Below are 24,813 nucleotides of genomic sequence, written 5' to 3'. Positions count from 1 at the left end.
CGAGCGAGGTCGAGGCGCTCTTGCGCGTCTTGCGGAAGATGAACTGATGCGTATGCGACAGCAACATGACCAACCGTGGGCATTTGAGGTGAGGCCGGGCGCGAGGGGGCGCCCGGCATGTTCGGCCTTACTTGCCGATGGCTTCCAGTACGGCCTTGCCCAGATCGGCAGGGCTTTCCGCGATGGCGAACCCGGCGGAGCGCATGGCCTCGATCTTGTCCTCGGCACCGCCCTTGCCGCCGGCGATGATCGCGCCAGCGTGACCCATGCGGCGGCCAGGAGGAGCCGTGCGACCGGCGATAAAGCCCGCGATGGGCTTGCCGCGACCGGCCTTGACCTCATCGGCGTAGAACTGCGCCGCGTCTTCCTCGGCAGAGCCACCGATCTCACCGATCATGATGATGCTCTCCGTCTCCGGATCGCCCAGCAGCAGTTCGAGCGCGTCGATATGCTCCATGCCCTTGATGGGGTCGCCACCGATGCCGATACAAGTGGACTGGCCGAGGCCCGCCGCAGTGGTCTGGCCAACCGCCTCGTAGGTCAGCGTGCCGGAGCGGGAGACGACGCCGACGGAACCACGCTTGTGGATGTGGCCCGGCATGATGCCGATCTTGCACGCGTCGGGCGTGATGACACCGGGGCAGTTCGGCCCGATCAGGATGGATTTCGATCCTTCGAGCGCGCGCTTGACCCTCATCATGTCGAGCACGGGAATGCCCTCGGTGATGCAGACGATCAGTTCCATTTCGGCGTCGATCGCCTCAAGGATTGCATCGGCGGCGAAGGGCGGCGGCACGTAGATCGCGGTGGCGTTGGCCTGCGTGGAATGGCGTGCCTCGGCCACCGTGTCGAACACGGGCAGGCCGATATGGTCGGTGCCGCCCTTGCCGGGGGTCACACCGCCGACCATCTTCGTGCCATAGGCGATGGCCTGCTCGGAGTGGAACGTGCCCTGCGAGCCGGTGAGGCCCTGACAGATCACCTTGGTGTTTTCGTTGACGAGTACGGCCATTGGGGCCTCCTTATTGACTGTCGTGCGGCCTGTCGGCCATTGCAGTGTCTCAATTCAAATAGTCTGACGCCACCCTTTCGCGCTGCCAGACTGTTACAGTTGCGGCGAGCATCATCGCAGCCAGACCAAGTTCGGTCGTCTCCTCGATGATCCCGGCCTTGGCGGAAACGAAGTTGGAAACCTCAATCCCCAGCGAAGCGAGCTTGCGTCTGAGGCCGTCCAGACTCTTTGCCAGAACGGCCAGAAACAGCCCTGTGGTGATGAGCAGCGATACAGCGTCGAGCTGACGCAGCCCGCGCAGCAGTGCGGGAAGCCCGCGCTGCAAGCACTTGAACGCGATGACAAGCACCACGATCAGAATGGCCAGCGATAGTGCCTTTTCGATCAGGCTGACATGATCGCCTGAATATTGTCGCGCCTTGAACACGCCCTCGGTGAAGAAGCTGGCCTTGTCCATATCCAGTTCGCGAAGCGCAAACAGAGCGAGCCCCCCCGCGTAGGGCCAAAGCCGCCGTGCATTCGTGAACAGCAAGACCGCCACGGCCAGGATGTAGCACAGAACGGATCCCTGCTCGAACGGACCGCTCTCAGCCATCCACGGATCAACCCAGGTCACGGGCAAACTCACCGCGATGGCAACCGTGATCAGAACAGCGGCAAGCATCGCAAGATATGTCTGACGTCCATTCGTAGTTTCAGGTGTATTCACGATTAGCGTATCCGTAAATTCAGTGCAGCCTGGTCAGACCGCGCGATAGGTTTGCAGCTTCCATTCCGACGGATCGTCATGGGTGAAGATGATGACCGCATCGTTGGGGCGAATGTACACGCCACCCGTTTCGGTGGTGTCGAGCGGGCGCCCAAGGGCCGAGAGGGCGGTGCGCAATGCCTCGGCATCGCCCTCGGGGATAAAGGTCAGCGTACAGGTGCCGCCAACCAGCGTGGCGGTCGCCGTTTCGGGCAACTCACCGCTTTGCTGTACGATGGCCAACCGTTGACCGAAGTTCAGGAACCGGTCCGAACCGTCGCCGCAGATCTGATCGAGTGCCGCGACCGCCTGCGGTCCCGACAGGGTTACGGCCACAGGGGCCACAGGGGCCACAGGCTCCGCCGAAGCGACAGGCGTTTCCACCGGTGCGGCGCAGGCAGCGAGCAGGGGAAGGGGAAGCAAACACTTCATCGCTTCGCCCCCTTCTTGTCCAACCCGTCGATTGCTCGAACCATCAGCAGCAACGCACCCGAGATGATCAGCGACCGGCCCAGCGTGTCGGTCAGATTGCGCGGGGACAGTGCCGCCGCGCCTTCACGCAACTGCCGCACGATGTCGCCACCGTCCCGAAAATCAGGAAGGCGCGGCGTCGCATTCGGCTCCGGCATATCAAGCGCACCGGGCTTCCACCGCGTCAGGGCGAACCCCGCAGCAACAAGGCCGATGGCGGCAGCGTATGGAGCTACGTTCATGGCAGATTCGCGATTGATCATCTTGCGGCCCCCGGTTCGTTGGTGTCCTGCTCGGCGCAACGGACGGTGTTAGCACCGCCCCCTGCGATGCCGGATCAGCCCTTCACGGCCTTCACAATCTTCTCGGCCGCATCCGCGAGGTTGTCGGCGGCGATGACGTCCAGGCCGGAGGTGTTGATGATCTCCTTACCCTTTTCGACGTTCGTGCCCTCAAGGCGGACGACCAGCGGTACCTTCAGGCCGACTTCCTTGACCGCGGCGACCACGCCCTCGGCGATGACGTCGCAGCGCATGATGCCGCCGAAGATGTTGACGAGGATGCCTTTCACCTGCGGATCGGAGGTGATGATCTTGAATGCCTCGGTCACTTTCTCCTTGGTGGCGCCGCCGCCAACGTCGAGGAAGTTCGCGGGCTCCGCACCGTAGAGCTTGATGATGTCCATCGTCGCCATGGCCAGGCCCGCGCCGTTGACCATGCAGCCGATCTCACCGTCCAGCGCGATGTAGTTCAGGTCGAACTTGGAGGCGGCGAGTTCCTTCGCGTCCTCCTCCGTCTCATCGCGCAGGGCCATCACGTCGGAGTGGCGGTAGAGCGCGTTGCCGTCGAAACCCATCTTGCAGTCGAGACATTTCAGATCGCCCTTGTCGGTGACGATCAGGGGGTTGATCTCAAGCATTTCGAGGTCTTTTTCCACGAACAGCTTGTAGAGCTGGTTCACCAGCTTGACGCATTGCTTGACCTGACCGCCCTCAAGCCCGAGGGCGAAGGCGACGCGGCGGCCATGGAAGCCGGACAGGCCCGAGGCCGGATCGACGGAGAAGCTGATGATCTTCTCGGGCGTTTCTGCGGCGACTTCCTCGATGTCCATGCCACCCTCGGTCGAGCACACGAAGGAAATGCGTGAGGTTTCGCGGTCCACCAGCATCGACAGATACAGTTCCCGCTCGATGTCCGAGCCGTCCTCGATGTAGATGCGGTTGACCTGCTTGCCCGCCGGGCCGGTCTGGTGCGTGACCAGCGTGCGGCCCAGCATCTTGTGCGCCTCATCAGCGGCTTCCTCGGCGGAGCGGGCGAGGCGGACACCGCCCTTTTCGCCGGCGCTTTCTTCCTTGAACGATCCCTTGCCGCGGCCCCCGGCATGGATTTGCGCCTTCACGACCCACAGCGGACCATCCAGCTCACCCGCGGCGGTTTTGGCTTCCTCGGCCTTCAGCACGACGCGACCGTCGGAAACGGGGGCACCATATGCCTTGAGAAGTTGCTTGGCCTGATACTCGTGAATGTTCATCGGGCAATCCTTTGTCGTGGCTGGCCGGGAAACCCGGACCGATCAAATCGAGCCATGCCGCAGGGGCACGGGATGGAAAGACCGGACGAACCGGTCGTGTCGCGTGGGAGACTAGGGGCCATGCACCTTTATTTCAAATGATTTGGGGGGCAGTTACCCCCTTGGGTGCGATATTTTCAACTTTGTGATCACACGCATTTTCCATGTGATCACAAGTTAGGGTCATCTGAGGCGAATCATGCCCGCCTGCGCCGCCCGGACGCGGCGAAGCCCGAGAGCGCGGCCAGCAGCAGAACCAGCCCCGGCAGGTCGCCACTGCGCGCGTAGAGAGGCGCGGCAATCGGGGTGGGCAGCACACCGTCCAAGAACCCCGCTTCGCCGATTGCCAAGGTCTGCATCAGGCGTCCGTACGGGTCCACGAACGCGGAAATACCGGTATTGGCGGCCCGGGCGAGCGGCAGTCCCTGTTCGATGGCGCGATAGCGGGCCTGTGCAAGGTGCTGCCACGGGCCGGAGCTTTTCCCGAACCAGGCATCGTTCGTGATCTGCACGATCCATTCCGGTCGTGGACCATCGGTGCGCAGTTCGTGGGGGAAGATCGCCTCGTAACAGATCAGAGGCTGGACACGGGGCATCCCGTCGATCTGGATCGTCGCGGGGCCCGGCCCCGGCACGAAACCGCCGGACGTACCGGACGCGACGGAGCGCAGGCCCAGTCGGGACATCGTGCGGTCGAAGGGCAGAAACTCCCCCCCCGGCACGAGCGAGTGCTTGGCATAGCTGGCGAGGATAGCCCCGTCCTGCCCGACCACGGCGAGGGCGTTGTACCAGTTGATCCAGTCAGGCTCCGGTTCGGTGCTGCGGGTGCCGATCAGGGCAGGGCGACCGCCGGCAGCACGTGAGATATCCATCCAGGAATAGATGCGATCCGCGATCTGCACCGCCGGAGTCTCGATCCGCTGCGGAACCGAGGTTTCAGGCCAGACGACAGCATCGTAATCCCCGCCTGCGGTGAATGCCAGCGCGCGGTCGTAAAAGACCGGAATGCGATCCGTCAGCCATTTCTCACGCTGGGGCGCGTTGGGTTGCACCAGACGCACGGTATAGCCGTCGGGACGTGGGATAACCTCCTGCTCCAGACGTGTGGCCCCGATCTGCCAGCTTGCCAGCAGGGCGGTGCCTGCGGCGATGGTGGGCCAGCCCGAACGCCCGTTGCACGCCAACAGGCCGCCGATCAGCAGGGTCACGAGGTTCAGCATGTGCGGGCCGACATAGGCGGTCAGCTGCGCCACCGGCGTATCCATCCAGCCATAGGCGATCATGCCCCACGGAAAGCCGGTCAGCACGTAGGTGCGCGCCATCTCGAACGCGGTCACGCTCAGCGCCAGCACGATGACCGAGATCACGCCGGGGCGCGGCGCGATCCAGCGGGCCAGTGCGAAGGCCGCGCCCCAGAACAGCGACAGCCCCGCCGCCAACCCGCCGATCACGAAGGGGATCATCCAGCCGTGCCGCGCGATATCGACCAGAAACGCCTCCGCGATCCAGTACAGACCGAAGATCAGCATTCCAAATCCCGCCGTCCAGCCGGTGAAGGCGGCTTGCTTCAAACCCGGCCGCGCCCACCACATCCAGACGATGACGGGAATGCCGAACAACAGGGCGGGCCAGAACCCCCAAGGCTGTTGCGACAGGGTCAGCGACGCCCCCGCAAGCAGCGTGACGAGGAAGCGGCCCCAGCGGCGCAACCCGGCAAGGGCCCGGTAGGCCTGCGGGATGCTGGCGATGTCGGAGTTCATTCGGCGGCTGCCCTCTGATCGGGGTCGGCGATGCGCACCCGCAGACGCTTGATCCGGCGGGGATCGGCATCCACCACTTCGAATTCGTGGCCGTCGGGGTGAAAGATCACCTCGGAGCGTTCGGGGATGCGCCCCAGCAACATGAAGACCAGACCCCCCAAGGTATCGACCTCCTCGTCCAGCTTGTCCGACAGCAGATCGACGCCCGCGACCTGTTCGAAATCGCTCAGTTCGGCGCGCGCGTTGGCGATGTAGATGCCGGGGCTTTCCTCACGCCACATGCTGGCTTCCTCGGTGTCGTGCTCATCCTCGATGTCGCCGACGATTTCCTCCAGAAGGTCCTCGATGGTGACGAGGCCATCGACCCCGCCATATTCGTCGATCACCAGCGCGATGTGAATCCGGGTGTTCTGCATCCGTTGCAGCAGCGCCCCCAGTGGCATCGAGGGCGGAACGAACAGGATGCGCCGGATCAGCGGCGCGATATCCGCCTGATCGGTGTCTGCGCCGAAGCCGTAGCGCAGGGTCAGATCCTTGAGGTGCAGGAACCCCTGCGGGTCGTCCAGGGTATCGTCATAGACGGGAAGTCGGGTGTAGCCGCTGTCACGGTAGATCTGCATGATCTCATCCAGCGTCGCTGTCTTGGATATGGCCACGATATCGGCGCGGGGGACTGCGACGTCCTGCACGCGCATGTCGCGCATCTTGCCCAGATTGACCAGCATTTCGCGCGCACCAGCCTCGGATACGCGCTCCATCGCGCTCTGCGAAGAGTCTTCGGCCTCGTCGGCATGGCCGCCGCCCAGAAAGCGGCTTATGATGCCTGCCCATGACAGCGATTGCTGCCGTTCGGTTGCCTCGTCCTGTTGCGCGCCACGCGCCGCGCCAGAAGGGCCTTCGGAACTGTCGTTCATCGTCTCCGCAATTCGGTTATCAATTCGGTTGGACAGGCCGGGTGCCTGCTGCGTCTAATATGGGTCCGCTATGCCTATAGAGGCAAGGGCGTGTGTTTCGATACTTTCCATGAGGTTGGCGTCCGCATCCGTTTCATGATCGTATCCCAGCAGATGGAGCGTCGCATGCAGAATTAAATGGGTCAGGTGGTCCTCGACCGATTTGCCCTGTTCGCGCGCCTCTCTCACGCAGGTCTCGTAGGCCAGCGCGATATCGCCCAATGCGTCGTCGAAGCCATCCGGGGCGGGGGGTGATGCCGGGGTCTCGCCGGGGGACAGCGGGGCAAGGTCGAAGGCAGGCCAGCTGAGCACATTGGTCGGCGCAGGCTTGCCGCGAAACTCCGCATTCAGGGCGGCGATTTGCGCGTCGTCGCAGGCCATCAGGACGATCTCGTACCCCTCCGGCGCCTTCACCGCATTGAGCGCCGCGCGGGTGGCGGTATCCGCGATCCGGGTGAGGGGGAGCTGTTCCCAGCGGTCATCCTCGATAACGATGTCGAGTGTGGTCATCGGTCCGTCAACGCCGCTTCGAGGTGTCGGTATCGCTTCTGCCTTCAGTCCGGCGCAGGCTGCGCCAGATCAGCGCGGCGATGCCCAGCAGCACGGCACAGCCGATCACCAGAAACAGCGCCCTGATCGCCATGCCGATCGCGAACAGCACCAGGGCCGCTGCGATCAGTATCCAGACGAAAGTCTTGTTCATGAGGGCACCCTCACGTTGCGGGATCGGAATCGTAAGCCTCGATGATCCGCTGCACCAGCTTGTGGCGCACGACATCGGCGGCGGTGAATCGGGTGAAGCCGATGCCCTTCACGCCGCGCAGCACCCGCTCTGCCTCGACCAGACCGGAGGTGGTGCCGCGCGGCAGGTCGATCTGGCTCATATCGCCGTTGATCGCCATGCGGGAGTTCTCACCCAGACGGGTCAGGAACATTTTCATCTGCATGGTGGTGGCATTCTGCGCCTCGTCCAGAATGACGAAGGCGTTGGACAGGGTGCGACCGCGCATGAAGGCGAGGGGTGCGATCTCGATCCGCTTGTCCTCGATCAGCTTCTGAACCTGCTTGCCGGGCATGAAATCGTTCAGCGCATCGTAGAGCGGCTGCATGTAGGGATCGACCTTCTCCTTCATGTCGCCGGGCAGAAAGCCGAGGCGTTCGCCAGCCTCGACCGCAGGGCGCGACAGGATGATCCGGTCCACGTCACCATCCAGGAAATACTGCATCGCGGCGGCCACGGCGAGGTAGGTCTTGCCCGTACCGGCGGGGCCAAGGCCGAACACCAGTTCATGCTGCATCAGTTGCTGGACATAGGCCTTTTGCGTCTGGGTGCGGGGTTCGACGACCTTCTTGCGGGTGCGCAGTTCGACCCTGTCACCCTGACCGGGGAACATCTCCACCTGATCGCCGGGCTGGATTTCGGTGCCAACGCCGGAGCGACCCAGGCGAATGGCGGCATCTACATCGCCCGATTCGACCTGCTTGCCCTGTTCCAGACGTTCATAGAGCGTGGACAGGGTTTCGGCTGTACGGATGACATCGGGTTCATCCCCCGATACGGAAAACTCATTGCCGCGATGGCTGATGGCGACGCCCAGCAACTGTTCGATCTTGGCCAGATTGACACCATGCGGGCCGATCAACTCGATCAGCAGGAGGTTGTCGGGAAAGCTGACGATCTGCTCCAGCGGGGCACGATCTGCGGTGGGCGGTGTGGTCACGATCTCAGACGCCAAGGGAACCCTTCCCGATGGAAATTGCGATACATCGAAGGTGGCGCGGCACGACACGCTGACAAGGGCGGATGTGTCGCGGACCTGTCACGCCAAAATCAGTTCTTGCGCAAGCGGATCACGACATCGACCTTGACGATCTCCGTCCCTTCGGGCGGATCGGGCAGTCGGTCGAAGGACACGGAATCGGTGGGCGCGTCGGTGATCGCGCCGTCCTCCTCCCAGTAATAATGGGGGTGATCGTCGATTCGCGTGTCGAAATAGGATCGGGTGCCGTCCAGCGTGATCTCGGTCATCAGGCCTGCTTCGCAGAACGCCCGCAACGTGTTGTATACTGTCGCAAGCGACACCGAAACATCCGCGCACGAGGCCGCGTGGTGCAACCCCTCCGCCGTGACGTGGCGGTCCTGACCGTCACCGACCAGTAATTCCGCGAGGCTCAACCTTTGCCGCGTCGGACGCAAATCCGCCTGTGCCAGCCATTGGCGTGCACGGCGGGGGGATAGCGGCTGAGCGGTCGTCTGGGTCATGCGCGTGTCTTCGCTGTTGCTTTCATGTACATACTATATGTGTTTCAGGGCGCTTTACCAGTCTGCGCAGATAAACCGGAATTTGGAGGTCGCGCCATGGCCCGTATCGATCCGATCGAAACCTTCGTCGAGCGGGCCTTGCAGGGCGGTGCGCGTCACGACGCCATCCGCGCCGAACTGTCGCAGGCAGGATGGCCCCCCCGATCCGTGGAGGCAGCACTGGACGGGTGGGCCGACACGGGCTGCGTACCGCCGGTGCCGCGACCGCGCGCGGGGTTCTCCTTTGTCAATCTGATGGCCTATCTGGTGCTGTTGGGCGCACTGGCCGTGACGGCCTTCAACATCGTGGCGCTGACGCATGGCCTGCTGAACTTCCTGCTGCCCGATCCGCTGGACGGATCCAGCGTCAACCGTGCGGAACAGGCGCGGTGGTCGCTGGCCACGCTGGTGGTGTCCGCGCCGCTATATGCAGGATTGATGCGCTGGATCGAGCGGGATCTGCACCGTCACCCGTTCAAGCGGGCAGCCGGGGTGCGAACCGTCGCGCTGGGCCTGATGTTGACGGTGGCGGCGATCATCTTTGCCAGTGACGCGGTCTATACGATCTATGCGCTGCTGAATGGGGAACTGACACTGCGATTTGCGCTGAAAGCCGCGGTTGTGGCGGTTGTAGCGGGCGGTGTTCTGGTGATCGGGCGCAGCGATCTGCATCCCGATAGCGACGAACGCGCGAAGCGGTACACGCTCTGGGCCGGTGCCGTGGCGACGCTGGCACTGATAGGCTGGACATTCCTGGCCACGGGCACTCCGCCCTCGGTGCGCGACCAACGGCTGGATCGCCACCGGTTCGCGGACATCACGAACATCGCCGTCCATCTGCGCTGTGTCGAGGGCGGGGTGTTGCCTGCCACGTTGCAGCCGGGCGAGATCGCCGCATATTGCCCGGGGCGCAATATCGCCCCGGTCACTCTGCGCGATCCGCAAAGCGGGGCACCATACCGTTACCGCCGGATCGACGACAGACGGTTCGAGTTGTGCGCGGACTTCTCCGACCCGCAATTTCCCCGAATAAATCAGTCCTATGGGGCGAACTGGCTGTATGATGCCGAACGCGGCTGCATCACGGGGCGTATTCGCTGATTGCAGGGTGAACCCGCACGATGGTAGGGATGTGTGAGGAAACATTACCAGACTGTAGTAAAAAGAGAGCCGCAATATGACGGAACGTCCGACCAGCTTCGATTACGATGGGCTGATGCAATGCGCGCGGGGCGAAATGTTCGGCCCCGGCAACCCGCAATTGCCCGCTCCGCCGATGTTGATGATGGACCGCGTGACCGAGATCAGCGCCGATGGTGGTGAGCATGGCAAGGGTCACGTGGTGGCCGAATTCGACATCAACCCCGATCTTTGGTTCTTTGCCTGCCACTTCATCGGCGATCCGGTGATGCCGGGCTGCCTGGGGCTGGACGCGCTGTGGCAACTGACCGGGTTCAACCTAGGCTGGCGCGGCATGCAGGGTCGGGGTCGTGCGCTGGGCGTGGGTGAGGTCAAGTTCACCGGCATGGTGACGCCGAGGACCGAGCTGGTCACCTATCACGTCGATTTCACCCGCGTCATCGACCGCAAGTTGAAGCTGGGCATGGCCAACGGTGTCATGAAGGCCGACGGCGAGACGATCTATACGACCTCGGACATGAAGGTCGGTCTGTTCTCGGACGACTGAGCCGCAGCAGGTCCAAAGCATTCAAGGGAGAGCGCTATGCGCCGTGTCGTCATTACCGGTCTGGGGATCGTATCCTCGATCGGCAATTCCACCGAAGAAGTCGCGGCCAGTCTGAAGGCCGGCCGCTCCGGCATCGCGGCCGACGCCGAAATGGCCGAACGCGGGTTCCGCAGTCAGATCAGCGGCGCGCCCCGGATCGATGTGGCGGAGCATATCGAGAAGCGCGCCTTGCGCTTCATGGGACCGGGGGCGGCCTACGCCCATATCGCCATGCAACAGGCCATCGCGGATGCGGGGTTGGAGGAGAGCGACATCTCCAACCCGCGCACCGGGGTGATTGCAGGGTCCGGCGGGCCGTCCACCTCGAACCTGTTCGCGGCGCATCAGATTGTGCTTGAGAAAGGCTCCCCCAAGCGGATTGGGCCGTTGATGGTGCCGCGGGGCATGTCCTCGACTGTCAGCGCGAACCTTTCCACGGCGTTCAAGATCAAGGGGGTCAACTATTCGATCACCTCGGCCTGTAGCACTTCGCTGCACTGCATCGGATCGGCGGCAGAGCAGATCCAGTTCGGCAAGCAGGACGTGATGTTCGCAGGCGGTGGCGAGGAGCTGGATTGGACGCTGTCCTGCCTGTTCGACGCAATGGGCGCGATGTCCTCGAAATACAACGATACGCCGGAGAAAGCCTCGCGCGCGTTCGACGCGAACCGCGACGGATTCGTCATCGCGGGCGGTGGCGGAATGCTGGTGTTGGAGGAGCTGGAGCACGCAAAGGCGCGCGGCGCGAAAATCTACGCAGAAGTTACTGGTTTCGGCGCGACCTCGGACGGGGAGGATATGGTGGCCCCCAGCGGTGAGGGCGGTGAGCGGGCGATGCGTCTGGCGCTGGGCACGATCGGTGATCGGTCGGTCACTTACATCAACGCCCACGGCACCTCGACCCCGGTCGGTGATGTCGGGGAAATCGAGGCCGTGCGCCGGGTCTTTGGCGAAGGCTCGACCCCGCCGGTCAGCTCCACCAAGTCGATGACGGGCCACAGCCAGGGCGCCACCGGCGCGCAGGAGGCGATCTTTTGCCTGCTGATGCTGCGCGACGATTTCATCGCGCCCTCGATCAACGTCGAAACGCTGGACCCCGCGCTGAAGCCCGAGGAAATCGCCACGTCGCTGGTCGAGGATGCCGGGCTGGATACGGTGATGACCAACTCGTTCGGGTTCGGCGGCACCAATGGCTCGATGTTGCTGAGCAAGTGGCGCGGGTGATGCGCACACCGACCCTGTACGTCTATCAAAACCGGGCCGGGCCTGTCTGAAGGCCCGATCCCGAACGATCTGAAAAACAAGCGAACAAGAGGCGTCCCATGACCGAACTGATGCAAGGAAAACGCGGCCTCGTCATGGGGGTCGCGAACGACAAGAGCATCGCCTGGGGGATCGCGAAGACCCTCGCCGCGCATGGGGCGCAGATGGCCTTTACCTATCAGGGCGACGCGTTCGGCAAGCGGGTGCAGCCCCTGGCCGAGAGCCTGGGCTCCTCGATGGTCGTGGATTGCGACGTGACGGACGAGACGTCGATGGACGCAGCCTTCGCGCGCATCGCGGAGGAATGGGGCGAACTGGATTTTGTGGTGCACGCCATCGCCTATTCCAACAAGGACGAACTGACCGGGCGCTTCATCAAGACCAGCCGGGCGAACTTCCTCAACTCGCTCGACATCTCATGCTATTCGCTGATCGACGTGTCGCGGCGGGCGGCCCCGCTGATGGAGCCGGGCGGTTCGATCCTGACGATGAGCTATCTGGGCGCGCAGCGGGTCACGCCGAACTACAACGTGATGGGCGTGGCCAAGGCGGCGCTGGAATCCACCGTGCGCTATCTGGCGAACGATCTGGGCGCCGACGGGATTCGTGTGAACGCGCTCTCCCCCGGCCCGATGCGCACATTGGCCGGTGCCGCGATTGGCGGCGCGCGCAAGGTCTACAAGCAGGCGGAGGCCAATAGCCCCCTGCGCGCCAACGCGACACTGGATCATGTGGGCGGCGCGGCGCTCTACATGCTCAGCGATCTGGGCGGCTCCACGACCGGGGAGTGCCTGTTCGTCGATGGCGGTTTCAACATCACCGGAATGCCGCAGGTCGAAAACCTCTAGGCTTCGCTGACCGAACATCCGCGCGGCGCGGCTATTATGCGGGGTCCTGCGTTTGTGGGAGGCTCGCGCAGGATCGGGGCAGTTTCGAGTGTGGCGGTCACAATGCAGCCCTTGCGCCTGTGAAAGGCATTTAACACTCTTGCGCCGAAGGAGATGCCATGCCCATCACAACCTGCATTTTCGACGCCTATGGAACGCTGTTCGATGTGACCTCCGCCGCGCGCGCCGCAGCGGAGGAACCCTGGCCAGAACAGTTCGCGGCCCATTGGCAGAAGATCGCCGCCGAGTGGCGGACCAAGCAGCTGGAATACACCTGGCTGCGGGCCGCAGCCGGTCAGCACAGTGATTTCTGGCAGGTCACGGAGGACGGGCTGGATTGGGCGCTGGAGGCAATGTCCCTCTCGGTTCCCGGCCTGCGCGAACGTTTGTTGCAGCTATACTGGGAACTGGACGCCTTTCCCGAGGTGCCCGAAATGCTGTCCGCCCTGAAATCGGCCGGTCTGTCCACCGCGATCCTGTCGAACGGATCGCCCGCAATGCTGGAAGGGGCCGTGTCCTCCGCCGGGATTTCCCATATGCTCGACGAAGTGTTGAGCGTCGAACAGGTCGGAGTCTTCAAGCCGCATCCCAGCGTCTACGATCTGGTCGAGGAGCGGTTCGGCTGCGCGCGCGGCGATGTGCTGTTCGTCTCCTCGAACGGGTGGGACGTGTGCGCAGCCGCTGGCTACGGATTTCGCACGGCATGGGTCAACCGCGCAGGGGCACCTGTCGATCGTTTGTGGGGGCAACCTGATGTCATGCTCGACGATCTGACGCAGATACCTCAAGTGGCGAACGAGCAGGTGGCGCAATGAAGCATTTTTCCGCCAGCGATGGTTTGCAGATTGCCTATGATGACAGGGGTGAGGGCACGCCGGTGCTGTGCCTGCCCGGCCTGACCCGTGACATGCGCGACTTCGAGCCGCTGCTGGCGGCGCGTGGGCAGACCGCGCGGATCATTCGCATGGATCTGCGCGGCCGGGGCGAATCCGACTGGGACCCCAATCCGTTGCAGGGCTATACCGTCCCGGTCGAGGCGCGTGACGTTCTGGAATTGCTGGATCACCTTGGCATTCCGCGCGCGGTGATCGTCGGTACGTCGCGCGGCGGCATCATCGCCATGTACCTCGCCGCTGTTGCGAAACAGCGGCTGGCGGGCGTGCTGCTCAACGATATCGGACCGACGATCGAGCAGGCGGGGCTGGACGCGATCATGGTCTATCTGGGTAAACGCCCCGCCGCCAAGACCTACGAGCAGGCGGCACAGGGACTGGCGCGATTCTACGCGCGCGCGTTTCCGGGCGTCGATGCGGCGCAATGGCAGGTCTGGGCACGCCGGTGGTACGATCAGGATGCCGATGCTCTGCAACTGCGCTACGATCCGGCCCTGCGAGACGCGTCCGAGGCTGGCGGCCCCGCGCCCGATCTGTGGCCGCTATTTGCGGAACTTGGTCAGGTGCCGCTGGCCGCTCTGCGGGGCGAGAACTCGGATTTGCTAAGCGAACGAACCTTCACCGCGATGAAGGCCATGCACGCCAGCATGATCACCGCGACCGTTCCCGACCGTGGCCATGTGCCCTTTCTGGATGAGGAGGAAAGCCTCGCCACGTTCGACAGGTTGATGGAGGAGATACGATGAGCAATCTCGCACGCATCCGGCAGGCCGCCGGTGTCCTCGACGGGGTTGCCCGACGCACCCCGCTCCTCAGCTCACCCTTTCTGGATGAAATCGCCGGACGCCGCGTGTTGGTAAAGGCCGAATGCCTGCAACATACCGGATCGTTCAAGTTGCGCGGCGCTTGGTTCGCGATCTCGCAACTGCCCGAGGGCGATCGGGCGCGGGGCGTGATCGCCTTCTCCTCGGGCAATCATGCGCAGGGGGTGGCCTACGCGGCGCGGGCGGCAGGAATTCCGGCGGTCATCATCATGCCGCAGGACGCCCCGGCGCTGAAGATTGCAAACACCCGCGCCCTGGGGGCCGAGGTGGTTCTGTACGATCGCGCGACCGAGGATCGTGACGCAATCGGCGCGGAGCTGTCCACGACCCGTGGTCTGAGCCTGATCAAACCCTTCGACAACGCGGATGTCATTGCAGGGCAAGGTACAGTCGGGTTGGAGATCGCGCAGGACGCGGCGGCGCTGGGCATCGAGCAGGCGGACGTGCTGGTGTGCTGCGGCGGTGGCGGTCTGACCAGCGGCGTTGCGTTGGGATTGAGCGAGACGCGCCTGCGCGCCCGCCCGGTGGAACCTGAGGGCTTCGACGACGTGGCGCGGTCTTTGCGCGAGGGGAAAATCGTCCACAATGCGGCGCTGACCGGCTCGATCTGCGACGCGATCATCACGCCCGCACCGGGGCAGATCACCTTTCCGATCCTGGCGCAGCGGTGCGGACCCGGCCTGACGGTGACCGACGATCAGGCGCTGCAGGCCGTGGCGCTGGCGTTTCAACGGCTCAAGATCGTGGTGGAGCCGGGGGGCGCGGTCAGCCTGGCCGCCGCCCTGTTCCACCCGGCTCTGGTCGAGGGCGACACGGTGATTTGCGTGGCAACCGGCGGCAATGTCGATGCAGCGATGTTCACACGCGCCCTGACAACGCTGGAGGGATAGGATGCGGCAGGCAGACGTGATCGTGATCGGCGCGGGCATTGCCGGACTGTCGGCAGCCGCCGCCATCGCACCGGATCGCAAGGTCGTGGTGCTGGAGCGGGAAGCCCACCCCGGAATGCACGCCACCGGCCGATCCGCCGCGCTGTTCTTCGAAAATTACGGCAATGCGGCAGTGCGCAGCCTGAACCGGGCCAGCCGTGCGGCGCTGACCCCCTACCTGACACAGCGCGGCGTTCTGATCGTCGCGGCCGAGGGGGAGGATATCGAGACGCATCTGGCCGGGTCCAGCGGGATGCACGAAATCGCGGTGGCGGCGGCGTGTGAGATGTTCCCCATCCTGCGCCCGGACCACGTGCGGCGCGCGGCGTTCGAGGCGGATGCCAGCGATATCGACGTGGACAGATTAATGGGCGACCTGCGCACCACACTGCGCGCCCACGGGGGTGAGATCGTGACGCGGGCCGAGGTGACCGCCCTGTCGCCCGGTTGGCAGGTGCAGACGACCGCAGGTGCGTTCGGCGCGCAGATTGTAGTGAACGCCGCAGGCGCATGGGCCGATCAGGTCGCCGTGCTGGCCGGTGTCGCACCATTGGGGTTGCGGGCTTGTCGCCGCAGCGCCGCAATTCTGCCCGCGCCGGACGGGCATGACGTGTCGGGCTGGCCGATGCTGCTGTCCGCCAGTGAGGGGTTTTATGCCAAGCCCGAGGCAGGGCGCCTGATGGTTTCCCCCGCAGATGAGGACGAGGTCGGCCCGATGGACGCTTGGCCCGATGACATGGTGCTGGCCGAGGGGTTGGACCGTTACGCGCAGGCCGTCACCACCCCGATCACGCGGGTGGAGCGGTCATGGGCGGGGTTGCGCACCTTCGCGCCCGACCGCACGCCGGTATGCAGATGGGGCGCGGAGGGCTTTCTGTGGCTGGCCGGGCAAGGCGGCTACGGCGTGCAGACCTCCCCCGCAATGGCGGCGAAGGCTGCCGGGCTGGTTGCGCAGGGTTAGAGCGCCGCCGGGGACCGCTGCTCGAAATTGTTGCATGTCTGGCGGTTGGCTGCCTGCTCGATCGCTTCGTACTCGCCCTTCAATCGGGCGATTTCAGGCTCCATGTCGTCACCTTGAATGAAGAAGGCAGCAGGCCAGAACAGCACGATGGCAACTCCTGTTGCGACCGCATCGTCGCTGGCGCGAGAGTCCTGAGCCGCTGTCATCTGGTTCAGGCGACTGGCGATCCGGTTGTTTTCCTGCGCCAGTTGGCTGCACGAATACGATTGGTACTGCATCGGAGAGACATAGCTCGCCGCGATTTCTTCGGATTTGCTGGCGCAGCCTGAAAGAATGGCCACCAGCGAAGCGGAGGCGAGGAAAATACTGGGACGCAAGGGGAATCTCCAGTTGGTAGGACAATCCCCTTGTCGCTTAAACTGTCTTAACGTTCCGTGTATATCCGCACATTAGCCCCGCATATACGTTACAACATGCTGGGCACGACCAGATCCGGCGGGCGATGGCCGTCAGCGAAGGTCTTGATATTGATCAGAACCTTCTCACCCATCTCCAACCGTCCCTCGATCGTAGCGGATCCCATATGGGGCAGTAGCAGCACGTTCGGCAGGTCGCGCAGGCGCGGATTGACGCTGGCGCCATGCTCGAACACGTCCAGCGCCGCGCCCGCCAGTTCCCCGTTGCGCAGGGCGCGGGTCAGGGCGTTCTCGTCGATCACCTCACCCCGGCTGGTGTTCACGACGAAGGCTGTCGGCTTCATCAGCTTCAGCCGCCGCGCGTTCAGCAGGTGGAATGTGGCGGGCGTGTGGGGAGCGTTGACGCTGAGGATATCGACCCGCGCCAGCATCTGATCCAGGCTGTCCCACCAGCGCGCGCCGATCTCCTCCTCGGTTTCGGGGCGCAGGCGGCGGCGGTTGTGATAGTGGACGGACATGCCGAAGGCCTGCGCCCGCTTGGCCACCGCCTGACCGATGCGCCCCATTCCCAGAATGCCCAGCCGCTTGCCTCCCAGACGGTTGCCCATCAGGGCCATCGGGCTCCACCCCTCCCAATCGCCGGATTGCATCAGGGCGACGCCTTCCTTCAGGCGGCGCGACACGCCCAGAATCAGCGCCATGGTCATGTCGGCGGTATCGTCCGTCAGCACGCCTGGCGTGTTGCTGACCGCGATGCCGCGCGTGCGGGCGGTTTCGACGTCGATATGATCCACACCGGCACCGTAATTGGCGATCAGCTTCAACCTCTCCCCCGCTCCGGACAGCAGGCCCGCGTCGATCCTGTCGCCCAAAGTGGGCACCAGAACGTCAACCGAGGCCATGCGTTGCGCCAGTTCCTCGCGCGGCAGGGGGGCGTCGCTGTCACACAGGGTCACATCGAACAGTTCCGCCAGTCGGGTTTCCACCGGTTCTGGCAGACGGCGCGTGACGGCGACCTTGAGCTTTTGCGCTGGCATGGTTGTTCCCTTTCGGCGTGATTTCCGCTTTCGTGCAGCTTATGGTCCGCTGGCCCCGAACTGAACCGGAAATCCACCAAGATGCGCCTGACCCGACGTGCTTTTTGCCTGACCTCCGCATGTTTCGCGTTGCCAGTGGCCGCGCAGACGCGCGGACCGGTGACGGGACTGCCGCTGCCGCGCTTCGTCAGCCTCAAGACCAGCCAGGCGAATGTCCGCCGCGGTCCGGGCGTGGCCTACCGCATTGATTGGCGGTTTGTGCGACGGGGAATGCCGCTACAGGTCATCGCGGAGTACGAAAACTGGCGAAACGTGCGTGATCGCGATGGTTTGGGTGGCTGGATTCACTTCGCGCTGCTGTCGGGCGTGCGCACTGTGATCGTGGAGGGGCAGAACGTGGACATGCGCCGCGAACCCCATCCCGACGCCCCCCTGACCGCAATTGCGGAGGCAGGGGTTATCGCGCGTTTGCACGAATGCGCCGATGGCTGGTGCAGGATCGAAAGCTCCGGCCACGAGGGCTGGGTAGGCGAATCGGCAATCTGGGGCAGGGACCGCGACCTGACGAACTGATTCTGCACCGCCCGAATATCCCCCCCGAATATTCCCGCTGAATGCGGTCTTGCGTATCTGAGCGTTCAGATCGCGCGGGCCGACAGCGAGTTGGTGTTGGAGCCGATGATCTCGACCTCCACCAGCTTGCCACGCACCTGTTCTGGCGCATCGAGGTGAGCGGCGTGCAGCCACGGGGTCTTGCCGATCATCTGACCGGCTTCGCGGCCGACCTTCTCAACCAGCACCGACATGCGCTTACCGACCTGCGCGTTCTGGAAGCTGCGCTGGTGATCGGTGATCACCGCCTGCAATCGGGCGAGGCGGTCCGAGGCGACGTCATCCCCCACGAAATCGCGGCCTGCGGCGGGGGTGCCGGGACGGGGCGAATACTTGAACGAGAACGCGGAGCCATATCGCACCTGTTCGCAAAGCGCGATCGTGTCTGCGAAATCCTCCTCCGTCTCACCAGGAAAGCCGACGATGAAATCGCCGGACATCGCGATATCGGGACGCGCGTCACGAATGCGTTCGATCAGGCGCAGGTATTCCTCTGCGGTGTGACGGCGGTTCATGCCGGCCAGAATCCTGTCGCTGCCCGATTGGACGGGCAGGTGCAGGTAGGGCATCAGCTTATCAATCTCACCATGCGCGGCGATCAGGTCGTCGGTCATGTCGTTGGGATGCGAGGTGGTGTAGCGGATGCGCTGCAGCCCGTCGATCTTCGCCAGTTCGCGCACCAGCCGCGCGAGGGTCCAGTCGCCACCGCCCAGCTCGGCGGGGCCTGCACCGTGATAACCGTTGACGTTCTGGCCCAGCAGGGTCAGCTCGGCCACGCCACGTTCAACCAGATCGCGCGCCTCAGCCAGCAGACGGGCGGCGGGGCGGCTGACCTCGGCCCCGCGGGTATAGGGGACGACGCAAAAGGCGCAGAACTTGTCGCAGCCCTCCTGCACGGTCAGGAACGCGGTCGGCGCGCGGCTGGCCTTGGGTCCGCGCGGGGCGGGCAGGTGGTCGAACTTGTCCTCCTCGGGGAAGTCGGTGTCGAGCGCGGTTTGCCCGGCGCGGACCTTCGCCTCCATCGCGGGCAGGCGGTGATAGGCCTGCGGACCGACGACCAGATCGACCATGGGCTGACGGCGGATGATCTCCTCGCCCTCGGCTTGCGCGACGCATCCGGCGACGCCGATTTTCAGGTCGGGCTTCGCATCCTTGAGCGGGCGCAGTCGGCCCAGTTCGGAATAGACCTTCTCGGCCGCTTTCTCGCGAATGTGGCAGGTGTTGAGCAGGATCATGTCCGCCTCGGACGCGTCCTGCGTCTGCTCATAGCCGGACGCCCCCAGCGCACCGACCATCCGCTCACTGTCATAGACGTTCATCTGACAGCCATAGGTCTTGACGAAAAGCTTCTTGGGCGCGGACATTACACGGACCTCAAAATGAAAAACGGCGCAACCTCGTCCCGGAGGTCACGCCGTCGTTTAGCCAGTTGCGGACGTCCCCGCAACCGCATCACTTTTTTGGTTTGCGGCCCAGCCCGATCTTCTTGGCCAGTTCCTGGCGTTTCTGCGCGTAGGCCGGTGCGACCATCGGATAGTCGGACGGCAGACCCCATTTCGCGCGGTAATCATCCGGCGTCATATCGAATGCAGTGGCAAGGTGACGTTTGAGCATCTTGAGCTTGCGGCCATCCTCCAGGCAGATGATATAGTCGTTGGTGACCGATTTCTTGATCGGTACCGCCGGAATCAGCTCGACTTCTTCCTCGATCGTTCCCTCTGCCAGATCATGCAGTTTGGTGAAGACGGATTCGATGAAGCCGGGCAGTTCGCTCATCGCGACAGGATTGTTCGCGACATGGGAAGAAACGATTTCGGACGTAAGCGCCAGAATCTCGGTCTTGTCTATCTGTGAAAATTCGGACATTTGAAAAGTCCTTTCGATTTGATGTTACCCCCCCGGCATAGACCGATGGTCATGCCGAGCCCGCATAGCGGTATTGGGTACTTACACTTAAAATCTTCGGCTGCAACATCGCAATGCTTAATAAAGAGCCCTTTGTTTATTCGTCGTAACGTTTGTTGCTACTGTGATCCAAAATCGGCGGTTACAAATTTGTTATCTACCGGGATTTGCGCATGATCACGGATGCGATAGTGAGAAAACCATGAATTTTGCAAGCATCGATCAGTACCTGTCGGAAACCCATTCCAGAATCCCGCCGGGCGCGGTCGCGGTCCTGTTCGTCGAGGATCTTGCCGAAGTGTCCGCAACCGTTGCTCACCATGTTCGCATCGGGTTTTCACATATATTACTGATTGGTCGACTGTCGGTCGATATCAGAGTGCCGGAGGGGGCGTCGATCACCCGGATCGGGGAACCTGTCCGTTCACGTGGGGATGCGGTTGCCATTCTCAACACGTTGATCGACCGTTTCAACGGTCGGTGGCTGTATTGGGGGTTCAACTCCGAGTTTCTGTTCTACCCCTATATGGAAAGCCGGACGATCACCGATCTGACGACATTCATGGTCGAGGAGCGGCGCGATCATGTCTTCGGCTACGTGCTTGATCTGTATGCCTCCGATCTGGAGGAGGCGGGGGACGGCGTTTCGCACAAGACGGCGCATTTCGACGGGTCGGGATATTACGGATTTCAACGGTATGCCGAAGGACACGCACTGGACCGGCAGTTCGATATCTTCGGCGGCCTGACATGGCGTTACGAGGAATTCGTGCCATGGGACCGGCGGCGGATCGACCGCATCCCTCTGTTCCGCGCGGTGGAGGGGTTGCGTATGAACGACGATCTGACCCTGAACGTGCCTGAGATGAACACCCTATCCTGCCCTTGGCACCACAACGTCACCGCCGCCGTCGCGTCGTTCCGCGTGGCCAAGAGCCTGAAGCGTAATCCCGGCTCGATGTTCGAGATCGAGAGCTTCGTCTGGCGCGGTTCGACCCGGTTCGAATGGACATCGGAACAGTTGCTGGAACTGGGGATTATTGAGCCGGGGCAGTGGTTCTAGGGGCGGGCGTCACGCCTTCGCGCCGCGCCACCCATATTGCGAGCATCGCCGCCAGCACCGCACCCGTGGCCGCCCCTGCCAGCAATGCCCACCAGATCCCCGTGACGCCGAAATCGTAGACCTGCGTGAACAGGACGCAGAAAACGAACAGCCCCAGACCCATGCGCCACAAACCGACGATCAGCGGGAATTGCGGCTTTTTCAGCCCTTGCAGAAAATTCTGCGCGACAAAGATCACGACGAAGAACGGCAGCGCGCCCGACAGGATGCGCAAATAGGTGACGGCATGGTCCACGACGGCGGTATCGTCGTTGAACAGCGTGACCAACGGCCGGCCCGCGGTCCAGATGACGATCGCGCCGACCGCCATGAAGCCAAGGCTGGTCACAGCGATGATCCGAACGGTGCGGCGAACCCGTTCCGGTTGCTGCGCGCCCATATTCTGTGCCGTCAGCGGCAGCAGCGCGGTTGTCAGACCGATAATGGGCAACAGCAAAAGTTGCTGCAACCGAAAGCCGACGCCATAGGCCGCCACCGCGTCCTGACCGTAGTCGCGCAGGAAGAACTGACAGATGATCCCGCCCAGAACAGTGACATAGATCGTCGAGCAGACCGGTACGATCTGCTTTATCAACACCACCTGTTGCGCGGCCCGGGGGATCAGATCGCGCCAGTCCAGATCGGACAGAATCCTCGATTCGAATGCGCGCCATCCTATGAACACCATGACCCCGGTTTGCGAACAGACCGTCGCCAGCGCGATGCCGTTCAGGCCGAAACCGTCCCACAGGCCGGGAATGCCCCAAATGAACAGGGGGTTGAGACCTAGATTGGCAAGGGTTGCGGCAAATTGCGCCCGCTCCTGCGTGACGGTATCGCCCTGTGCGGTCAGGGTGCCGGTCAGCGCGTTTGTGATGATGAAGCCCGGCGCGGACAGCAGCATCAGGCGCGAATAGGTGGCGGCATCCTGCGCGTAGCCCTGATCCCCCGCGATGGCAATTATCAGCGCGGGCAATCCCCAGTACCCCGCCAGCATCGCCACGATGGTTGCCACAACTGCAGCGCCGATCCCCTGACCTGCGGCCCGCGCGGCGCCGTTCCCGTCACCCGCACCGATCGCGTTGCCCACGAAGGCCGAGATCGCGACGCGAAATCCGATGCCGGTCGCGACGATCAGAAAGAACATCTGCGAGCCGAGCCCCAGCCCGGCCTGCGCCTGGGTGGAGATCATGCCCGCATAATACGTGTCGATCACATTGTAGAATGTGATGAACATCAACGAGAGTGCCGCCGGCACCGCGACAGCCCTGAGGTGGCCCAGGATGGACCCCTCGGTCAGATCGCGCTCGCGTCCGCTCATCCCGCGGTCAGGCCTCGTCCTTGCATCAATGCTTCGGGTCCGGGCATTCGGCCTCGGAACGCGGTGTACAATTCCTCAGGCGGGCGGGTGCCGCCGGCGGAATAGATATGTGTGGCCAACTTTGCCGCCATTTCCGGATCGAAGACATCGCCCGTCTCACGGAATGCAGCGAAGGCGTCGGCGTCCATCACCTCGGACCACATATAGCTGTAATACCCGGCGGAATAGCCATCGCTCGAGAAGATGTGCGCAAAATGCGGCGTGGCATGGCGCATCGGAATAGCGTCGGGCATCCCGATACGGGCCAGCGTTTCCGCCTGTGCCGCCATCGGATCGGCCGGCGGTTCGCCGGTGTGAAAGTCCAGATCGACCAGTGCTGAGGCAATATATTCCACCGTAGAGAAGCCCTGACCGAAGGTTTCGGCGGCCAGAAGCTTGTCCAGCAGGTCCTGCGGGATCGGCTCCCCCGTGCGGTAGTGGCGCGCGTGCTGGCGCAGGATCTGAGGCTCGCTCAACCAATGTTCGTAAAGCTGGCTGGGCAATTCGACGAAATCACGTGCGACCGATGTGCCCGAGACCATGGGATAGGTCGCCTCGCTCAACAGATGATGCAGGGCGTGGCCCATCTCATGAAACAGGGTGCGCGCGTCGTCGAAGGTCAGCAGGGCGGGGTTGCCCTTGGCGAAGTTGCACACATTGGTCACGATCGGGCGCACCGGGCCTGCCTGATGGCGCAGGCGCGAACACCACGCCCCGGACCGTTTGCCGGGCCGGGCGAAATAGTCGCCGATGAACACCCCGACATGGGCGTCACCGCGCAGAACCTCCCACGCCATGGCGTCGGGATGCGGCAGGGGGATGTCGAGCTTGCGAAAGCTCAGCCCGAACAGACGCGCGGACACGTCGAACATCGCGTCGATCATCCCGTTCAGTGTGAAGTATGGTTTCAGCGCCGCCACATCGAAATCATGTTCGATATGGCGCAGTTTTTCGGCGTAGAAGCGCCAGTCCCAGCCGGCCAGATCGTGGTTCTGCCCGTCGGCGGCGATCAGGCTGCGCAGGCGGTCCGCATCGGCCATCGCCTTGGTCCGCGCCGGACCCCAGACACCCATCAACAGGTCGCGGACATTGTCCGGCGTCTTGGCCATCTCTCCATCCAGCTTGTAGGACGCGAAATCGTCATAGCCCAGCAATTGTGCACGCTCATGCCGCAGGGCAAGGATTTCCGCCGCAACCTCGCGGTTGTCCGTCGCGCCGCCATTCGCGCCACGTGCCGTCCAGGCCTTCCACGCGGTTTCGCGCAGGTCGCGGCGGGTCGAGCTTTCCAGGAACGGCACCACGACGGAGCGGGACAGGCTCAACGCCCAGCCGTCCTCCGTTTTCATCGTCTCACGCAGATCGTCGGGCAGGCCGGCCAGATCATCCTCACCCAGTGCCACGGACCAGTCGCGTTCGTCCGCCAGCAGGTTCTGCGAGAATGTTGTGCCCAGTTGCGCCAACCGCTGCATGATCTGGCTCAGCCGCTTGCGCCCCGGTTCATCGAGCGCGGCACCGGCGCGGACGAACATCCGGTGGTAAAGCTCCAGCACGCGGGCCTCCTCCGGTGCCAGATCGAAGCGATCGCGCTGTTCCCACAGGGTATCGACACGGGCGAACAGGGCCTGATCCTGCAAGACATCACTGTAAAACGCGGCGAGGCGCGGCGACAGATCGCGCGACATTTCCTCGATTGCGGCGTCGGACTGGGTTCCGGCGAGGTGGTAGAACACCGACGACACTCGGTCGATCAGCGTTTCCCCGAACTCCATCCCCGCGATGGTGTTGGCGAAGGTCGGCTGGTCCGGGTTTGCCGCGATCCTGTCGGTATTCGCCTTCGCCTCGGCCAGGGCGGCATCGAAGGCCGGGGCGAAGTGCTGCATTTCGATTTCATCGAAAGGGGGCATCCCGAATGGCGAGTTCCATTGGGCGAGAAGCGGATTGTCGGTCATGAGGGGTAAGCCTTCGGTTGCGTTCTTGGCTATCTGTAGCGTTGCGGCATGCAGACAAGGCCCCTGCGGCAAACCTGTCAGGTCGGAATCGATCCCTTATCGGTCGTAGCGCCGCTTCGCCGCCGTGCCGTAT

The 24,813-nt window shown here is 63.5% G+C and carries 27 protein-coding genes; 10 read left to right on the top strand and 17 right to left on the bottom strand.

Translation table 11 applies throughout. From position 1 onward, the window contains the following. Positions 1-127 precede the first annotated feature (127 nt). From sucD to irrA, 11 genes are all read right to left on the bottom strand, one after another. Positions 128-1,012 (bottom strand): succinate--CoA ligase subunit alpha, encoded by an 885-nt coding sequence (gene sucD / locus G8E03_RS14465; RefSeq protein ID WP_166193446.1) that lies wholly within the window; start codon positions 1,010-1,012, stop codon positions 128-130. A 49-nt stretch (positions 1,013-1,061) separates the two neighbouring features. Then, positions 1,062-1,676: a hypothetical protein gene (locus G8E03_RS14460; protein ID WP_205793148.1), complete on the bottom strand. Its 615-nt coding sequence runs from the start codon at positions 1,674-1,676 to the stop codon at positions 1,062-1,064. Positions 1,677-1,754: 78 nt separating this feature from the next. Further along, positions 1,755-2,192, bottom strand: a complete 438-nt coding sequence (locus G8E03_RS14455) for a hypothetical protein (protein WP_166193440.1) — start codon at positions 2,190-2,192, stop codon at positions 1,755-1,757. Then, positions 2,189-2,473 carry a hypothetical protein gene (locus G8E03_RS14450; RefSeq protein ID WP_166193437.1) on the bottom strand — a complete coding sequence of 95 codons (285 nt, stop codon included), beginning with the start codon at positions 2,471-2,473 and terminating at the stop codon, positions 2,189-2,191. The genes G8E03_RS14455 and G8E03_RS14450 overlap by 4 nt, the downstream gene beginning before the upstream one ends. Positions 2,474-2,568: 95 nt before the next feature. Beyond that, on the bottom strand, positions 2,569-3,762 hold the full coding sequence (gene sucC / locus G8E03_RS14445; RefSeq protein ID WP_166193434.1) for an ADP-forming succinate--CoA ligase subunit beta: 1,194 nt from the start codon (positions 3,760-3,762) through the stop codon (positions 2,569-2,571). A gap of 236 nt (positions 3,763-3,998) precedes the next feature. After that, positions 3,999-5,561 (bottom strand): apolipoprotein N-acyltransferase, encoded by a 1,563-nt coding sequence (lnt, locus tag G8E03_RS14440; RefSeq protein ID WP_166193431.1) that lies wholly within the window; start codon positions 5,559-5,561, stop codon positions 3,999-4,001. Further along, complete coding sequence (locus G8E03_RS14435; RefSeq protein WP_166193428.1) at positions 5,558-6,475, bottom strand: hemolysin family protein; 918 nt, start codon at positions 6,473-6,475, stop codon at positions 5,558-5,560. The genes lnt and G8E03_RS14435 overlap by 4 nt, the downstream gene beginning before the upstream one ends. A 54-nt stretch (positions 6,476-6,529) precedes the next feature. Continuing rightward, positions 6,530-7,024, bottom strand: coding sequence for an rRNA maturation RNase YbeY (gene ybeY, locus G8E03_RS14430; RefSeq protein ID WP_166193425.1), 495 nt, complete (start codon positions 7,022-7,024; stop codon positions 6,530-6,532). Positions 7,025-7,031: 7 nt separating this feature from the next. Further along, entirely contained in the window at positions 7,032-7,217 is a 186-nt protein-coding gene (locus G8E03_RS14425) for a hypothetical protein (protein ID WP_166193422.1), read from the bottom strand. A gap of 10 nt (positions 7,218-7,227) precedes the next feature. Beyond that, entirely contained in the window at positions 7,228-8,250 is a 1,023-nt protein-coding gene (locus tag G8E03_RS14420; RefSeq protein ID WP_240910372.1) for a PhoH family protein, read from the bottom strand. Between the two features lie 95 nt (positions 8,251-8,345). Beyond that, positions 8,346-8,777: an iron response transcriptional regulator IrrA gene (gene irrA, locus G8E03_RS14415; RefSeq protein WP_166193419.1), complete on the bottom strand. Its 432-nt coding sequence runs from the start codon at positions 8,775-8,777 to the stop codon at positions 8,346-8,348. Between the two features lie 96 nt (positions 8,778-8,873). Between irrA and G8E03_RS14410 the strand changes: the two genes are divergently transcribed. The 8 genes from G8E03_RS14410 (at position 8,874) to G8E03_RS14375 (ending at position 16,299) form a co-directional block, all read left to right on the top strand. After that, positions 8,874-9,917 (top strand): DUF5671 domain-containing protein, encoded by a 1,044-nt coding sequence (locus G8E03_RS14410; protein WP_166193415.1) that lies wholly within the window; start codon positions 8,874-8,876, stop codon positions 9,915-9,917. 76 nt (positions 9,918-9,993) lie between these two features. Continuing rightward, positions 9,994-10,503 (top strand): bifunctional 3-hydroxydecanoyl-ACP dehydratase/trans-2-decenoyl-ACP isomerase, encoded by a 510-nt coding sequence (gene fabA, locus G8E03_RS14405; RefSeq protein WP_166193412.1) that lies wholly within the window; start codon positions 9,994-9,996, stop codon positions 10,501-10,503. A 36-nt stretch (positions 10,504-10,539) separates the two neighbouring features. Continuing rightward, complete coding sequence (gene fabB, locus G8E03_RS14400; protein ID WP_166193410.1) at positions 10,540-11,766, top strand: beta-ketoacyl-ACP synthase I; 1,227 nt, start codon at positions 10,540-10,542, stop codon at positions 11,764-11,766. Positions 11,767-11,864: 98 nt separating this feature from the next. After that, on the top strand, positions 11,865-12,653 hold the full coding sequence (locus tag G8E03_RS14395; protein WP_166193407.1) for an enoyl-ACP reductase FabI: 789 nt from the start codon (positions 11,865-11,867) through the stop codon (positions 12,651-12,653). Between the two features lie 158 nt (positions 12,654-12,811). After that, complete coding sequence (locus G8E03_RS14390) at positions 12,812-13,507, top strand: haloacid dehalogenase type II (RefSeq protein ID WP_166193404.1); 696 nt, start codon at positions 12,812-12,814, stop codon at positions 13,505-13,507. Beyond that, a complete protein-coding gene (locus G8E03_RS14385; RefSeq protein WP_166193401.1) occupies positions 13,504-14,331 on the top strand; it encodes an alpha/beta fold hydrolase in 828 nt (275 codons plus the stop codon). Before G8E03_RS14390 ends, G8E03_RS14385 begins: the two co-directional genes overlap by 4 nt. Beyond that, positions 14,328-15,299: a threonine ammonia-lyase gene (locus G8E03_RS14380; RefSeq protein WP_166193398.1), complete on the top strand. Its 972-nt coding sequence runs from the start codon at positions 14,328-14,330 to the stop codon at positions 15,297-15,299. Before G8E03_RS14385 ends, G8E03_RS14380 begins: the two co-directional genes overlap by 4 nt. Position 15,300: 1 nt before the next feature. Then, positions 15,301-16,299 (top strand): NAD(P)/FAD-dependent oxidoreductase, encoded by a 999-nt coding sequence (locus tag G8E03_RS14375; RefSeq protein ID WP_166193395.1) that lies wholly within the window; start codon positions 15,301-15,303, stop codon positions 16,297-16,299. Here G8E03_RS14375 and G8E03_RS14370 read toward each other — a convergent pair. Together G8E03_RS14370 and G8E03_RS14365 are read right to left on the bottom strand one after the other, a co-directional pair. Further along, complete coding sequence (locus G8E03_RS14370) at positions 16,296-16,676, bottom strand: hypothetical protein (protein ID WP_240910371.1); 381 nt, start codon at positions 16,674-16,676, stop codon at positions 16,296-16,298. The two genes, G8E03_RS14375 and G8E03_RS14370, sit on opposite strands and share 4 nt — an antisense overlap. Positions 16,677-16,765: 89 nt before the next feature. Next, positions 16,766-17,752, bottom strand: a complete 987-nt coding sequence (locus G8E03_RS14365; protein ID WP_166193392.1) for a 2-hydroxyacid dehydrogenase — start codon at positions 17,750-17,752, stop codon at positions 16,766-16,768. Between the two features lie 81 nt (positions 17,753-17,833). On the opposite strand from G8E03_RS14365, the gene G8E03_RS14360 reads away from it, so the two are divergent. Further along, entirely contained in the window at positions 17,834-18,325 is a 492-nt protein-coding gene (locus G8E03_RS14360) for an SH3 domain-containing protein (protein WP_166193389.1), read from the top strand. Positions 18,326-18,390: 65 nt separating this feature from the next. Here G8E03_RS14360 and miaB read toward each other — a convergent pair whose 3' ends face one another. Continuing rightward, the gene (miaB, locus tag G8E03_RS14355; protein WP_166193386.1) at positions 18,391-19,728 is read right to left on the bottom strand and encodes a tRNA (N6-isopentenyl adenosine(37)-C2)-methylthiotransferase MiaB; all 1,338 of its coding nucleotides are present in this window, start codon (positions 19,726-19,728) and stop codon (positions 18,391-18,393) included. 88 nt (positions 19,729-19,816) lie between these two features. Then, positions 19,817-20,230, bottom strand: a complete 414-nt coding sequence (locus G8E03_RS14350) for a Ros/MucR family transcriptional regulator (RefSeq protein ID WP_166193383.1) — start codon at positions 20,228-20,230, stop codon at positions 19,817-19,819. 241 nt (positions 20,231-20,471) lie between these two features. On the opposite strand from G8E03_RS14350, the gene G8E03_RS14345 reads away from it, so the two are divergent. Beyond that, positions 20,472-21,332 (top strand): glycosyltransferase family protein, encoded by an 861-nt coding sequence (locus G8E03_RS14345; RefSeq protein ID WP_166193380.1) that lies wholly within the window; start codon positions 20,472-20,474, stop codon positions 21,330-21,332. On the opposite strand, the gene G8E03_RS14340 is transcribed toward G8E03_RS14345, so the two are convergent. Beyond that, positions 21,307-22,692 carry an MATE family efflux transporter gene (locus G8E03_RS14340; RefSeq protein ID WP_166193377.1) on the bottom strand — a complete coding sequence of 462 codons (1,386 nt, stop codon included), beginning with the start codon at positions 22,690-22,692 and terminating at the stop codon, positions 21,307-21,309. The two genes, G8E03_RS14345 and G8E03_RS14340, sit on opposite strands and share 26 nt — an antisense overlap. Further along, a complete protein-coding gene (locus G8E03_RS14335; protein ID WP_166193374.1) occupies positions 22,689-24,680 on the bottom strand; it encodes a M3 family metallopeptidase in 1,992 nt (663 codons plus the stop codon). The genes G8E03_RS14340 and G8E03_RS14335 overlap by 4 nt, the downstream gene beginning before the upstream one ends. Between the last annotated feature and the right edge of the window lie 133 nt (positions 24,681-24,813).

The sequence above is a fragment of the Pontivivens nitratireducens genome (assembly GCF_011290545.1).
Taxonomy (GTDB): Bacteria; Pseudomonadota; Alphaproteobacteria; order Rhodobacterales; family Rhodobacteraceae; genus Pontivivens; species Pontivivens nitratireducens.
This window is presented reverse-complemented; position numbering and strand designations above follow the sequence as displayed.

Excerpts from the sequence above, each read along its gene's own strand:
- sucD (WP_166193446.1), bottom strand. The coding sequence starts at position 1,012 with ATGGCCGTACTCGTCAACGAAAACACCAAGGTGATCTGTCAGGGCCTC.
- G8E03_RS14460 (WP_205793148.1), bottom strand. The coding sequence starts at position 1,676 with ATGCTTGCCGCTGTTCTGATCACGGTTGCCATCGCGGTGAGTTTGCCC.
- G8E03_RS14455 (WP_166193440.1), bottom strand. The coding sequence starts at position 2,192 with ATGAAGTGTTTGCTTCCCCTTCCCCTGCTCGCTGCCTGCGCCGCACCG.
- G8E03_RS14450 (WP_166193437.1), bottom strand. The coding sequence starts at position 2,473 with ATGAACGTAGCTCCATACGCTGCCGCCATCGGCCTTGTTGCTGCGGGG.
- sucC (WP_166193434.1), bottom strand. The coding sequence starts at position 3,762 with ATGAACATTCACGAGTATCAGGCCAAGCAACTTCTCAAGGCATATGGT.
- lnt (WP_166193431.1), bottom strand. The coding sequence starts at position 5,561 with ATGAACTCCGACATCGCCAGCATCCCGCAGGCCTACCGGGCCCTTGCC.
- G8E03_RS14435 (WP_166193428.1), bottom strand. The coding sequence starts at position 6,475 with ATGAACGACAGTTCCGAAGGCCCTTCTGGCGCGGCGCGTGGCGCGCAA.
- ybeY (WP_166193425.1), bottom strand. The coding sequence starts at position 7,024 with ATGACCACACTCGACATCGTTATCGAGGATGACCGCTGGGAACAGCTC.
- G8E03_RS14425 (WP_166193422.1), bottom strand. The coding sequence starts at position 7,217 with ATGAACAAGACTTTCGTCTGGATACTGATCGCAGCGGCCCTGGTGCTG.
- irrA (WP_166193419.1), bottom strand. The coding sequence starts at position 8,777 with ATGACCCAGACGACCGCTCAGCCGCTATCCCCCCGCCGTGCACGCCAA.
- G8E03_RS14410 (WP_166193415.1), top strand. The coding sequence starts at position 8,874 with ATGGCCCGTATCGATCCGATCGAAACCTTCGTCGAGCGGGCCTTGCAG.
- fabA (WP_166193412.1), top strand. The coding sequence starts at position 9,994 with ATGACGGAACGTCCGACCAGCTTCGATTACGATGGGCTGATGCAATGC.
- fabB (WP_166193410.1), top strand. The coding sequence starts at position 10,540 with ATGCGCCGTGTCGTCATTACCGGTCTGGGGATCGTATCCTCGATCGGC.
- G8E03_RS14395 (WP_166193407.1), top strand. The coding sequence starts at position 11,865 with ATGACCGAACTGATGCAAGGAAAACGCGGCCTCGTCATGGGGGTCGCG.
- G8E03_RS14390 (WP_166193404.1), top strand. The coding sequence starts at position 12,812 with ATGCCCATCACAACCTGCATTTTCGACGCCTATGGAACGCTGTTCGAT.
- G8E03_RS14385 (WP_166193401.1), top strand. The coding sequence starts at position 13,504 with ATGAAGCATTTTTCCGCCAGCGATGGTTTGCAGATTGCCTATGATGAC.
- G8E03_RS14380 (WP_166193398.1), top strand. The coding sequence starts at position 14,328 with ATGAGCAATCTCGCACGCATCCGGCAGGCCGCCGGTGTCCTCGACGGG.
- G8E03_RS14375 (WP_166193395.1), top strand. The coding sequence starts at position 15,301 with ATGCGGCAGGCAGACGTGATCGTGATCGGCGCGGGCATTGCCGGACTG.
- G8E03_RS14365 (WP_166193392.1), bottom strand. The coding sequence starts at position 17,752 with ATGCCAGCGCAAAAGCTCAAGGTCGCCGTCACGCGCCGTCTGCCAGAA.
- G8E03_RS14360 (WP_166193389.1), top strand. The coding sequence starts at position 17,834 with ATGCGCCTGACCCGACGTGCTTTTTGCCTGACCTCCGCATGTTTCGCG.
- miaB (WP_166193386.1), bottom strand. The coding sequence starts at position 19,728 with ATGTCCGCGCCCAAGAAGCTTTTCGTCAAGACCTATGGCTGTCAGATG.
- G8E03_RS14350 (WP_166193383.1), bottom strand. The coding sequence starts at position 20,230 with ATGTCCGAATTTTCACAGATAGACAAGACCGAGATTCTGGCGCTTACG.
- G8E03_RS14345 (WP_166193380.1), top strand. The coding sequence starts at position 20,472 with ATGAATTTTGCAAGCATCGATCAGTACCTGTCGGAAACCCATTCCAGA.
- G8E03_RS14340 (WP_166193377.1), bottom strand. The coding sequence starts at position 22,692 with ATGAGCGGACGCGAGCGCGATCTGACCGAGGGGTCCATCCTGGGCCAC.
- G8E03_RS14335 (WP_166193374.1), bottom strand. The coding sequence starts at position 24,680 with ATGACCGACAATCCGCTTCTCGCCCAATGGAACTCGCCATTCGGGATG.